The following is a 12,771-nucleotide window of genomic DNA, read 5'->3' as shown; positions in this document are numbered from 1 at the left end:
TCCCCCTCCGCCGCACCGCGCGGCACTAGCGGGCTAGGCGCTGGCACCGCTCCCGCTCCCAGCGCTCGTCCTCCTCCGGCCCCCATTGCGCTAGCGTTACGAAGTTGCCGTCAGGATCGCGGAGCTGCGCCTCGCCGGCAGGAAGGTAATCGGGGTAGCGAATCGCCGTGACGGCGATGCCGCTGGCGGCCAGGTGCGCGCGCAGCGCGGGCAGATCCGGCGTGTACATACAGCTCAGTGTGGGCGCGGCTTCTCCAGCCTCATCCTCGGCGCGCAGGAACATGAGCGCACCGCCCTTGCAGTGCATGCGCGCCCAGGACAGGCATTGGGGCGCGCCTATCTTGTCCACCAGTTCGAAGCCCAGCAGCGCATAAAAGGCAAGGGAGGCCTCCACGCTGCGGACATGCAACATCGGGGTGTGCCAACCCGCCAACATCTCCATCGTGAGGAGTATAGCTGTTTTAAGGTGACCCCTGAGGACATTTTTGGCAGCGTTGACCATCTTCGCCAAATCTACCGATCGCCCGTAGCAATGCAAAAGATCGACACGGGTCCGCTTGCAATTCTCATCTATCGGTTACTGGCTGATGGGAGGATCAACGCCACAGACTCGAAGGCGCTTCGAGCTTTCCATTTGTGTCTCGCTGGAGGCCCGACCGCCCATCGCTCCAACCGCACCGAAAACCTCGAGGCGGTCGTCTCGGAGCAAGACCTCTACGGAGCGCCGCTCGCGGCAGCACACCCCCATGAAACAGCACCCCAGGGAGACGGCGGCAATGAAGGCCCTGCAGGCCCTGCTTCTTGACCGGAGCGGATATACCACGTCGCAAGGAAACTTTTGCAGGTCGCAAGTGCTTGGTTGGGTTGGTTGCGGGGGGTGGATTTGAACCACCGACCTTTGGGTTATGAGCCCAACGAGCTACCGGACTGCTCCACCCCGCACAAGAAGCATACCACGGTCGCACGCGCTGACGTTTCGACCACAGCCGATGTTACCGGAGCGGCACCGAAAGGCTTATTACGCCGCAGCCAACAACCCATTCGGGCGGCGCTGATCCATCGACGGCTTTTCGATTCCGGTACGAAACCCACGCAGCCCGCCGCTCGCCAGCGGCGAATGCCAGTATGATCCCGTCGCATCCTCATGGCCTGGAAGTTGTGAATCCGGCCGCCTGACTGTTAGCCTGAAGCCATGGCGACTGCGGCGGCGACGGCTGAAGCTTTAGGAATTCGCGATTACGGCATCATTGCGGATGGCCTCACCTGTGCGCTCCTCGGTCGCGACGGCAGCGTCGGCTGGCTGTGCGCGCCCCGCTTCGATAGCGGCTCGCTTGTAGGCGAGATTCTCGATGCCGATCGTGCCGGCCAATGCCGTTGGGTGCCCGCGGGTTTGCCGCGCGGTAGCGGTGGCGCGCAGCATTACCGCGAGAGCACCAATGTTCTGGTGACCGAATTCGCGGAGCGCGCCCGCATCACCGACTGGATGCCGGCCCATTTCGATGGCGCCACCGCGGCGGGTTTCGGTTCCGGCGCCCTCTGCCGTTACGCCGAAGCCATCCGCGACGAAATCGAGCTCGAACTCTACTTGGAACCGCGTCCCGACTACGGCCGCGAAGGCGTGCGTTGGACACAGCAAAAGCCCACGCGCTTTCAGGGTGGCGCTTCCGTGCCGCTCTGGGCCGAAGCCTCCTTCCCACTCGCCGTCGAGAATGGCGCCCTGCGCGGCCGCGTTCGCCTCCAGCCGGGCGAGTCGGCCTGGTTCGTTTTGGTCTGGGGCGACGAACCCGCGGATCTCACCACCGAGCGCGTGCGCGGCTCGCTCGACGCCACCACGCGCTTGTGGCAAGCCTGGTCGGCCAAGGCGCAGTACACCGGGCCGTACCGCCATGAGGTTGTCCGCAGTGCCCTCGCCCTCAAGGCGCTTATCTACGCCCCCTCCGGCGCCATGGTCGCCGCGGCAACCACCAGTCTGCCCGAGGCGATCGGCGGCCCGCGCAATTGGGATTACCGCTACTGCTGGCCGCGCGACGCCACCTTTGCGCTCTATGGCCTTTCGCTGCTCGGCTATCATGACGAAGCCGGCCGCTTCCTGGAATTCCTAACCCGCATCTGCGATCAGGCCCCGCCGCCGCTGCAGGTCTGCTATCGCGTCGATGGCGGCACGGAAGTTCCCGAGGTCGAGCTGGACCACTTGCGCGGTTACCGCAACTCGCGCCCGGTGCGCATCGGCAATGCCGCCGCTGCCCAGCACCAGCTCGACATCTACGGCGAGGTTATGGATGCCGCCTACACCTACGCCAAGTGGCGTAACGGCCTTGAAGCGGCGCAATGGAAAGCCCTTGCCCGTCTGGTGGATTACGCCGCCGCCCACTGGCGCGAACCGGATGAAAGCATTTGGGAAGTGCGCGGCGGCCCGCGCCAGTTCACCTATTCCAAGGTGCTCTGTTGGGTCGCGCTCGACCGCGGCATCAAGATATCCGAAAAGCACAATCTTCCCTGCGCGCTCCAGGCATGGCGGCAGACCCGCGCCGCCATTCATGACGAGGTCGTGCGGCGCGGCTACAATCCGAAGCTCCACGCCTATACGCAAACCTTCGACGGCGACACCCTGGATGCCAGCCTGCTCCTGCTGCCGCTGCTCCGTTTCTGCTCGCCGCACGATCCCCGCATGGAGGCTACCATCCGCCGCATTCAGGAACGCCTGACCAAAGACTCGCTGGTCGCGCGCTACGAAAACGTGCACGACGACGGCGTCGGTGGACCCGAAGGCGCCTTCTCCATCTGCACCTACTGGCTGGTGGACTGCCTTACGCTCCTCGGCCGCAGTGGCGAGTCGCGCAAGCTGTTCGAGCACATGCGCGGCTACGCCAGCCCCGTCGGGCTGTTTTCGGAAGAAATTGAGCCGGCCGATGGCAGGCTCCTGGGCAATTACCCCCAGGCGTTCACCCACATGGCGCTACTCAACAGCGCCCACAACCTGAATCTGTATCCCGGCGGCGTGGCCTAAACGATGGATTGGATCGTGATCGGAACCGGCCGCCTTGGCTCAGCCTTGCAGCACTGGCTGACCAATGCCGGAACGCCCATGCGTGCTGCTGTCAGCCACGCCAAGCTCGCTGCCTGGCTCAAGCGTTTGCCGCACGAACCACCAGCCGTGCTTTTCCTCGCAGTGCCCGATGACGCCTTGCCCGCTTTGGCCCGCCGCCTCGCCGCTGCCCGCCGCGATTGGCGTGGCTGGTGCGTGCTGCACGGCAGCGGCACCCGCCCGGCCTCAGTCCTCGCGCCTTTGGCGCGCCGCAGCGCCAGCATCGCTTCCCTGCATCCCATGATGACCCTCACCCGCCGGACGCCCTCACCGCGCAAGGTGGTGTTCAGCATCGAAGGTGATCCGGTCGCGGCTCGCGCCGCCCGCGCCCAGATCCGCCGTTGGGCTGGCCAGGAGCTCCCGCTCACCCCGCAGGCCAAAGCTGCTTATCATCTTGCCGCTACCCTCGTAGGTCCAGGCGCTGTCGTCAACTTCGCCGCTGCCGAGGCCATCTTGACCCATGCCGGACTTTCCGGCCCGCGTCTGCGCACCGCGCGCGCCGGCCTCGTGCAGCTCCTGCGTGCCACGGCTGCCAACCTTGAGCAGGCAACCGCGACCGCCTGGACCGGCCCTTGGGCGCGCGGCGATCGCACCACCATTGCGCTACAACGCCAACAGATGCCATCAGAAGCACTACAAAAACTATATGACGGCCTTACCGCCGCCTGTAAGCTTGTCACTACGGGCAGCAAGAAAAAGCGATAAGCACCCAATCAGTGATGGATTTCTGTTGCAACTGGGCGTCAAGGACCGATACTATGCCCCCGCGTGGTAAGTGTAGCCTCAACAATGCATGGGATTATATCCAACCGGGTTGCTCCCGTCCGGCTGCCGCGGGTTTGCGCTTCCCTTCAGGCGGGAACTGCCGATGAGCTGCTGACGCAGGCCGAGCGCGCCGCACGCGAAGTGAACCTGCTCGAGCTGCGCCTGGACAGCATTAAGCAACTGAAAGCCTTCCCTCCGCAGATTCGCGAATTCCTGCGCTCTTCGCCGCAAACGCTGGTGATTGCCACTTGCCGCAAACAGGCATACGGCGGCGACTTCAAGGGTTCGGTGGAAGCGCAGCTCAGCCTTCTCAAGAGCGCAGCCGATGCTGGTTGCGCCGCCGTCGACCTCGAGCTGCAGAGCGCCGAGCGGGTCGCGGCCAGTGCCCTGCAATCGCTGCGGCAGCAAACCAATCTCATCGTCTCCTATCACGACTTCGCCACCACGCCCGCGCTCGGTCCGATCTGGAGCCGTCTGCAAAAGATCCCAGCCGACATCTATAAGCTGGTTACGACCGCCAAGACCTGGCGCCACAACATGGACCTGCTCCAGTTCGTCGAGCGCCATGCCGGCGAGCATCCGCTGGTCGCTTTTTGTATGGGCGAAATGGGGCTGGTCAGCCGCGTGCTGAGTCTGCGTGCCGGCGCGATCTTTACGTTTGGATCGCTCGATGCCGGTGGCGCCACCGCACCCGGCCAGCCCACTCTGCACGAATTGCAGTCGCGCTATCGCGTGGAAGAAATCAACCGCGCCACGGCTATCTTTGGCATTCTCGGCTACCCACTCGAGCATTCTCTTTCGCCTCGCATGCACACCGCCGCCTATCGCCGCCTTGGCATGAATGCCGTCTACCTGCCTTTGCTCAGCCGCAAACCGGCTGAAATCCTGGAATTGGCCGGGGAAGTGCCGCTACAGGGCATCAGCGTCACGCATCCTTATAAGACTACAATTCTCGATCAGCTCGAGCGCGTCGACCCGCTCGGCGCCGCGGTGGGCGCGGTGAACACCATTGTGCGCAGCCAGAGCAAGTTTTACGGCTACAACACCGACGTCGCCGGCATCCTCGAGCCGCTCGGCCAAGCCCTGCCGCTGCGTGGCGCCAAGGTCCTGGTTCTTGGTGCCGGCGGCGCCGCGCGCGCAGCCGTGTTCGGCCTGCGCAGTCAGGGCGCGCAGGTTTCGATTTGCAATCGCACCCGCTCCCACGCCGAAGCGCTGGCCAAAGCGGCCAAGGTCAAAGTGGTGTCGCGCGCTGATCTCAAAAAGCTCGCCTGGCAGGCAATCGTTCACGCCACCCCTGTCGGGCAGTATCCTAATGAGAGGGAGTCTCTGCTGGCCACCGACGAAATCCACGCCCAGGTCGTGTTTGATCTGGTCTACAACCCCAGGGAAACCGAGCTGGCACGCCGTGCCCGTGCCGCCGGCGCGCAGGTCATCAGCGGCGTGGAGATGCTGGTCATTCAAGGCGCCCGGCAATTCGAGCTCTGGACCGGCAAACCGGCGCCGCTCGAAACCATGCGCGCCGAAGTCCTGTCGGCCCTGGCCGAGCCCAGCCCCTCACGCTGAGACCCTCCCTGCCATCCGCCTGCCTCCCGAGTCCGAACTGTAAACTGTGAACTGGAAACTGTAAACTGTAATCCGTGGAAGCTGCCCTCGTCTTTATCGCCATCGTCCTTGTGGTCGTGGCCTCGCAGGTACGCATGAAGCGCCACTACGGCCGCTTGCAAGGCGCCGCGCTCACGCGCGATATCGGCATCGCCATCGCGGCGCTCGTCATTCTGATCGAAGGCTCGAGCTTCTGGATCGACTGGGCCTGGTGGCGTGCCCTGGGCCAATTGCCCACCTTCTGGCAGTACCTGCGTATCCGCTGGCTGCCGCAAACCGCCGCCGCCATCGTCGCCGCGCTCGCTCTGGTCATCGTCTTCGCGCTGGCGCGCCGCCACTGCCGTACCGATCTTGCCCGCACCTCGCTCTTCGGTATCGTGGGCTATCCCGTCGCTGCGCTGCTTGGCATTCTGGCCTCGGTCAACCTCGTCAATCCCTGGACCATCGCGCTCTTTCTGGGCGCTCACTCCACCGGCGCCTATACCGATCCCATCTTCCATCACGACCTGGCGTTCTACATGTTCCGGCTGCCCTTCTACGAGATGATCTGGGCCTGGGTCGCAACGCTGGCCGTGCTGGGCGTGCTCATTGCCGCCATCACCTCCATTGCGGGAACTTCTGCCGAACGCATGCGCGAGATGCGCGCGCGCGTTATGGCGCAAATGGAAGGCCGCGGCTACGCCGGCAGTTCTACCGAAGTGCCGCGTCCGCCCTCCGTCAATCTCGGCAACCTGGTGCGCGCCGGCGCCATCGTGCTGCTCATCATCTTCGCCGTATCACAGTTCTTCGCGCGTTACTCGCTGCTGTATTCGCAGCACAACTTTTTGACCGGCGCCGATTTCGTCGACATCAACTGGGGCATTCCGCTGCTCTGGCTGCAGATTGCCGGCGCCATCGCTCTCGTCCTCCTCATCCTGTTCGCGCGCCGTGGCCCACCGAAGTTCGGTGACCGCCATTTTGGCCACAAGCCGCCCAACGCCTGGGATGAAGCCATCGCGCCCTGGGTGCCGCGCGACACGCCGCGCTGGCTGCCGGGTACGGTCATTCTGGTGTTCCTTGGCCTGGCGATTCTGCCCTCGATTCTGCAGGCCGCCGTCCTGCGTTTCTATGTCGCACCCAACGAACTGGCCCTCGAAACGCCTTTCATTGCCGACCACATCAAGGCCACCCGCATGGCCTACAACCTCGAGCAGACCTCGCACGAAGAAGCCTTTACGCCCAACAGCGACGTGCAGCTCGACCTGGCCAAATATCCTGATACGGCTGACAACATCCGCCTCTGGGATGAAGGCCCATTCCAGGCCGACGCCAACCAGCTCCAGGCCCTCCGCCCCTACTACGATTTTCCCCATGTCGACGTCGATCGTTACAACATCGATGGCCACGTCCGCCAGGTGTTGATCGCCGCCCGCGCCCTTGACACCAGCCGCCTGCCCCAATCCGCGCAGACCTGGGTGAACCTGCGGCTCGAATATACCCATGGCTTTGGCGCCGTCGCCGCCATGGTCAACACCTCGACGCCGGAGGGCGAGCCGGTCATGATCCTCAGGGATGCTCCGCCCACTGGTCCCTTCAAGGATTTCCAGATCACCCGCGGCGGCTTGTACTTCGCTCAGGACACCAATCTCCCCGTCTACGTCGATACCCAGCAGGACGAGTTCGACTACCCCAAGGGCGACGACAACGCCTACACCACCTACCACGGCACCGCCGGAATTCTGCTTTCCAATCCGCTCCTGCGCCTCGCCGCCGCGATTCAACAGAACGATCCCAACGTCATCCTCTCGCACTACTTCACGCCCCGCACCCGCATACTGTTGCACCGCCAGATCCTGGACCGGGTCGAAACCGTTGCACCCTTCCTGACCTACGATTCCGACCCTTATCTGGTCATCGACAGCCACGGTCATCTGTTCTGGATGATTGACGCTTACACGACCTCGAGTCTCCATCCCTACTCGGAATCCACCGCCGTCGGCGACGAGAATCTGAACTACATCCGCAACAGCGTCAAGGTCACCGTCGACGCCTATAACGGCACGGTCCATATGTACGTGTTCGACCCCAGGGATCCGATCCTTGCCGCCTATCGCGCCGTTTTCCCGCATCTGTTCCTGCCACGCTCGGCTATGCCCACGGGTCTGCTGGCGCACATCCGCTATCCGCAAGCGCTGTTTGAAACCCAGGCGCAGATCTATCGCCTCTACCACATGCGCGATCCCCAGGTTTTTTACAACAAGGAAGACCAGTGGGACATCGCCAAGCAGGTGGTGATGCAGGAAACCAGTCAGCCCACCAAGCCCTACTACGTCATGCTGCGCTTGCCGGGCGACAGCCAGGCCGAATTTGTCCTGCTGGTCCCGTTCACCAGCCACGGCCGCGACAACCTCATCGCCTGGGTCGCCGCACGCTGCGATCCCGCTCATTACGGCCAGTTGATCTTCTATCGTCTGCCCAAGGAGCAGTTGGTCTACGGTCCGCTGCAAATCGAAAGCCGCGTCGATCAAAACCGCGACATCAGCAAGGATCTGAGCCTGTGGAATCAGGAAGGCAGCCGTGTGATCCGCGCCACCACGCTGGTGCTGCCGGTCGGCGGAACGTTCATCTACGTCGAACCTATCTACATTCAGGCCCCGCAGGCCCAGTTGCCCGAGCTGAAGAAAATGGTCCTTGCCGTTGGCAATCGCATCGTCTATAGCGATGACTTGCCTACCGCCATCGCCACGCTCGCCCAGCAGCCCGGCCCCAGCGACACCAACCAGTCCAACGTCGTCGCCAGCGCCAATGCCGCGACTTCCGGCGTCCCCGCCACGGGCCCGCCTGCGACCGTCGCCAAGCTGCCGCGCGCCATTCTGGAATCGGTACAGGCGCACCTGAGCCGCTACCAGCAGCTCACCGCCCAGGGCAAATTTGCCGAGGCCGGCGCTGAGCTGCAGGCCGCCCAGCAGGCCCTCAAAAAAGCCCTCAGCGGCGGCTCACCACACTAAAAGCAGTTTTAGCATCGCTATAGGCTGCGCCCACCATGCCCAGTCGAGTCCGGGAAAGCGCCTGAAATCAGCGTCAAGCGACACGAGCCGGTAACCGCCCGCGATGCTGGACGCCGCCAAATAGGCGTCGGTCCAGTCACCTCCGCGCAGGTGAAGCACCTCGTTCGTTAGGCCGCGTATGGGCGGGACCTTCGTGGGGAATAATCACCGGCAGCGGAGTAGCGCATGTTATAACATTCGCATCACGCACTCGGGCCCGTCGGCCGCGGCGCGGTTGACCAGCGGCCGCACTGGGAAGATCTCCAGCTCGGGCGGATGGTCGAGCAAAGGCAGCAATTCCTCGGCGCGGCTGCGCACCGGATCCAGCCAGGCGCTGTAATCGCCGGGTGTAGGAATGGCCGGCATGCGGTCGTGCAGCGCTGCCATTTGCGGCGTGGGTGTGCGCGTGATGATGGTGCAGGTTTCACCCTCCCACAGTCCGGCAAAGGCGAATAGTCCATCGCCGGGCCGGTGCACAAACCACGGCTGCTTCACGCGGAGGCCGGGCTGGGGCTCCTGGGGCCCCCAGCCCGGCCGAGCGTCAAGCGGGTGGCGTGGCGCAGCCATGTCAGGCCCCGTGCCAGTCAATGCCTTGCCCACCGCTTTCCATTCGTAAAAGCCGTCGGCAGGAATCAGGCAGCGCCGCGCGCGCAACGCCTCGCGGAACGCCGGCCTGGTGGCCAGTGTTTCCGCCCGCGCATTAAATAACGCCGGCAGCGGCTTCCGATCTTTCGCCCAGTGCGGCACCAGTCCCCAGCGCTGCATCACCAGTTCCCGCTTGCCGCTATCCGCGTTCCAGCGGATGACCGGAATCGTCTGCGTGGGCGCAATGTTGTAGCGCGCCGGCGGCAGTGCCGCCGCCAGCGCCGCGTCCAACTCGAAATGCTGCGCCAGCGCGTTGCCGTCCGAGCGCAGTGTGAAGCGTCCACACATAGCTGAGGCTCAGTTTAGCGGAAATCCCGCGCCGGGCTGGCCGGCAGCAGCGCCGCGCCGGTGTGCAGCGGCGCGAGCGTTTCCGCCAGCACATGAATCACTCCGCGCTGCCGTTGCAGGCGGCCGTGAATTTCCAGGTGCGCCGCGCCCAGGCACTCCAGACGATAGCGCTCATATACCTGCGGCCAGATGATGATGTTGCTGATGCCGGTCTCGTCCTCCAACGACAAAAACACCACGCCTTTGGCATTTTCTGGCCGTTGCCGCGCAATCACCGCGCCGGCAATGGCGACCTTCTGCTGATGCCGCAGCCCTGCCAGCTCCGCCGCGGTCACATAGCCTTGCTGTCGCAGCCGCGTCCGCTCAAATGCCAGTGGATGGGGCCCCAGCGTCAGGCCGCTCGCGGCAAAGTCCGCCTCCATCCGCTCGCGCGTGTCCATCTCCGGCAGCGGACTGATCGCATCCGGCTCCATGCCCGGCTCCGGCAACGGTGCATAGAGCGAGCCGGGCGCGCGCTGCGCCGCCTCAATCTGCCACAGCGCCGTGCGCCGCGTCGCCCGGAGGCCGGGTTGGGGCTCTCGGGGTCCCCGGCCCGGCCGAGCGTCAAGCGGGTGGTGTGGCGCAGCCACGCCAGGCCCCGCGCCAGTCAATGCCCCAAACGCCTTGCAGGCGCCCAACTCCCCCAGCCGGCGTGCTTCCTCGGCATTCAGCGCCACCCGCCGGCATAGATCCTCAAACGAAGTAAACGCCCGCGCCCGCCGTTCTTCGGCGATTTGCCTGCCTACGCTCTCGCGCAACCCGTTCACGTAGCGCAGCCCCAGCCGTACCGCTCGCCCCGCGCGCCCGCGCGCCAGCCGCCCGGCGGTGCAATCCCACTCCGACGCCGCCACCGATACCGGCAGCACCACCACCCCGTGCCGCTGCGCGTCGCGCACCAGCGTCGCCGGATGGTAAAACCCCATGGGCTGATGGTTCAGCATCGCCGCTAGAAACTCCTCGGGGAAATACTGCTTCAGGTACGCGCTGGCGTATACCAGCAGGGCAAAGCTGGCGGCGTGCGATTCCGGAAAACCGTACAGCGCAAACGAGGTGATCGAACGGATGATCTCATCCGCCGCGGCCGCGTCAATGCCGCGCTCGCTCATGCCCGCCCGCAGTTGCCGCTCGATCTCCGCCATCCGCTGCTGACTGCGCTTGAAGCCCATTGCCCGTCGCAGCTCTTCCGCCTGCCCGCCGGTAAACCCTGCCACCGTCATCGCCATTTTCAAAAGCTGTTCCTGAAACAGCGGCACGCCTAACGTGCGCCGCAGAATCGGCTCCAGCAGCGGATGCGGCACCCGCACCTCCTCCTCGCCCGCCCGCCGCCGCAGATACGGATTCACCAGATCGCCCGTGATCGGCCCCGGCCGGATAATCGCCACTTCAATCACCAGGTCGTAGAACCGCCGCGGCTGCATGCGCGGCAGCGTCGCCATCTGCGCCCGCGACTCCACCTGAAACAGGCCCACCGTATCCGCCGCCCGCAGCGTCCGGTACACGTCCGCATCTTCCGGCGGCAGCCAGTCCAGATCGGCCGTGGCCGCGCTGCCCACTGCCCGCGGCAGCCGGTCGCGCACGCTTACCAGCGTATCCTGCAGCACCGCCATCATCCCCAGTCCCAGCAGATCGACCTTGATCAGCCCCAGCGCCGCGCAGTCTTCCTTGTCCCACTGAATCACCACCCGCTTCGGCATCGCCGCCGGCTGCAGCGGCACAATTTCGCTCAGCGGCCCCGCGCACAGCACCATGCCGCCCGAGTGCTGCCCCAGATGGCGCGGCAAATCCTGCATCGCCTGGCACACGTACAGAAACCGCAGCATCTGCGGATGTTCCGGATCGAACCCCGCCTGGCGCAGCCCCGCCGCCACTGCCGGCGCCACGTCGGCGGCTGCAGGCGGAAAGCGCGCCGCCCGCCCGCGCTGCTGCAGGGTTTCCTGCCAGCTCGGCAGATCGAGCACCCCTCCCGCTGCGCTCAGAATTTGCGCCAGCTTCGCCTGCACGGCTTCAGGAAAATCCATCACCTTGGCGGCTTCACGCGCGGCGGAACGCGGCCGGTAGGTGATCACATTGGCTGTCATCGCTGCAGCGCTGGCTGTCCCCTGCCCATAGCGTCCGTACACGTACTGAATCACCTGCTCGCGCAGCTCGCCCGAGGGCAAATCCAGATCAATGTCGGGCCACTCGCCGCGCTCCTCCGACAAAAACCGCTCGAACAGCAACTGCATCCCGATGGGATCGACGGCGGTAATGCCCAGGCTGTAGCACACCGCGCTGTTGGCCGCCGAGCCGCGCCCCTGCGCCAGGATGCCGTGCGCCCGGCAGTAGTCCATGATGCCGTCCAGAATCAAAAAATACCCCGCCAGCTTGAGCTTGCCGATGATCTCCAGCTCGTGTTCGAGCTGCGCGCGCACCTCGGCCCGCAGTGCGCCATAGCGCCGGCGTGCTCCGCGCCAGGTCTGCTCCCGCAGCCACGATTGCGGCGTGTGTCCCTCCGGCACCGGCGGCTGCGGAAATTCGTAGCCCAGATCATCGAGCGTGAATGTGCAGCGCGCGGCAATTTCCGCCGTATGCGCGAGGGCTTCGGGCAGGTCGCGAAAGCGCCGTTCCACCATCGCCGGTGCGGCCAGAAACCGCTGCGCATTCGGTTCCAGTTTCCGTCCCGCTGACTCGAGCCGCGTATGCAGCCGCAGGCAGGTGAACACATCAAGCACCGGCCGGGCCGCCGGCGTGGCGTAGCGCACGCCGTTGGTCGCCACCAGCGGCAGCTTCAGCGCGCGCGCCAGCCCGATCGCCGCCCGGTTGCGCTCTTCCTGCTCGCGCAGGTAATGCCGCTGCAGCTCGACATAGAGATTGCCGCTCCCGAAGGCCGACGCCAACTGCTCCAGCCGTTCTCGCGCCGCGTCCGTGCCGCCCGCGCGCAGCGTCCACGCCAGCGGACCCTCCTCATCGCCGCTGAGCGCAATCACCTCTTCCAATTCGGCCAATTCGCTGTACTGCATCCGCCCTACGCCCGGCGCCGCGCCGCGCAGGTGCATGCGGCTGAGCAGCCGGCACAGACTGCGATACCCCGCACGGCTGGCCGCCAACACTGGCAGCCGCGCGCCATCCTCCAGCGTGATCTCCGCGCCAAACAGCGGCCGCACGCCCGCCCGCCGGCACGCCAGGTGGAACCGGGGCGCGCCGTAAAAACCATCGCCGTCGATCAGCCCCAGCACCGGCATCTCCAGCGCCGCCGCGCGCTCGACCAGTTCTTCGGGCAGGGAAGCGCCGCGCAAAAAACTGAAGGCGCTCGCCGCGTGCAGCTCCAGAAACACCCCGCGC

At 65.2% G+C, this 12,771-nt stretch carries 7 protein-coding genes and 1 tRNA gene; 4 read left to right on the top strand and 4 right to left on the bottom strand.

Going from position 1 to position 12,771, the window contains the following annotated elements:
• Positions 1 to 25 precede the first annotated feature (25 nt).
• Positions 26 to 502 carry a hypothetical protein gene (locus EPN33_02555; protein ID TAN24663.1) on the bottom strand — a complete coding sequence of 159 codons (477 nt, stop codon included), beginning with the start codon at positions 500 to 502 and terminating at the stop codon, positions 26 to 28.
• 363 nt (positions 503 to 865) lie between these two features.
• Positions 866 to 942 (bottom strand) — tRNA-Met (locus tag EPN33_02550).
• Between the two features lie 250 nt (positions 943 to 1,192).
• On the opposite strand from EPN33_02550, the gene EPN33_02545 reads away from it, so the two are divergent.
• The 4 genes from EPN33_02545 (at position 1,193) to EPN33_02530 (ending at position 8,439) form a co-directional block, all read left to right on the top strand.
• The gene (locus EPN33_02545; GenBank protein TAN24662.1) at positions 1,193 to 3,007 is read left to right on the top strand and encodes a glycoside hydrolase family 15 protein; all 1,815 of its coding nucleotides are present in this window, start codon (positions 1,193 to 1,195) and stop codon (positions 3,005 to 3,007) included.
• A 3-nt stretch (positions 3,008 to 3,010) separates the two neighbouring features.
• Complete coding sequence (locus EPN33_02540; GenBank protein TAN24661.1) at positions 3,011 to 3,790, top strand: DUF2520 domain-containing protein; 780 nt, start codon at positions 3,011 to 3,013, stop codon at positions 3,788 to 3,790.
• 84 nt (positions 3,791 to 3,874) lie between these two features.
• Positions 3,875 to 5,413 (top strand): shikimate dehydrogenase, encoded by a 1,539-nt coding sequence (aroE, locus tag EPN33_02535; GenBank protein TAN24660.1) that lies wholly within the window; start codon positions 3,875 to 3,877, stop codon positions 5,411 to 5,413.
• Positions 5,414 to 5,487: 74 nt separating this feature from the next.
• On the top strand, positions 5,488 to 8,439 hold the full coding sequence (locus EPN33_02530) for a UPF0182 family protein (protein TAN24659.1): 2,952 nt from the start codon (positions 5,488 to 5,490) through the stop codon (positions 8,437 to 8,439).
• A gap of 228 nt (positions 8,440 to 8,667) precedes the next feature.
• On the opposite strand, the gene EPN33_02525 is transcribed toward EPN33_02530, so the two are convergent.
• A complete protein-coding gene (locus tag EPN33_02525; GenBank protein TAN24658.1) occupies positions 8,668 to 9,411 on the bottom strand; it encodes an SOS response-associated peptidase in 744 nt (247 codons plus the stop codon).
• Positions 9,412 to 9,425: 14 nt separating this feature from the next.
• Positions 9,426 to 12,764, bottom strand: a complete 3,339-nt coding sequence (gene dnaE / locus EPN33_02520; protein TAN24657.1) for a DNA polymerase III subunit alpha — start codon at positions 12,762 to 12,764, stop codon at positions 9,426 to 9,428.
• Between the last annotated feature and the right edge of the window lie 7 nt (positions 12,765 to 12,771).

This window comes from Acidobacteriota bacterium (assembly GCA_004299485.1).
Classification (GTDB): Bacteria; Acidobacteriota; Terriglobia; order Terriglobales; family SCQP01; genus SCQP01.
The sequence above is the reverse complement of the archived record's forward strand: the minus strand, read 5'-3'. Positions and strand labels throughout refer to the sequence as shown.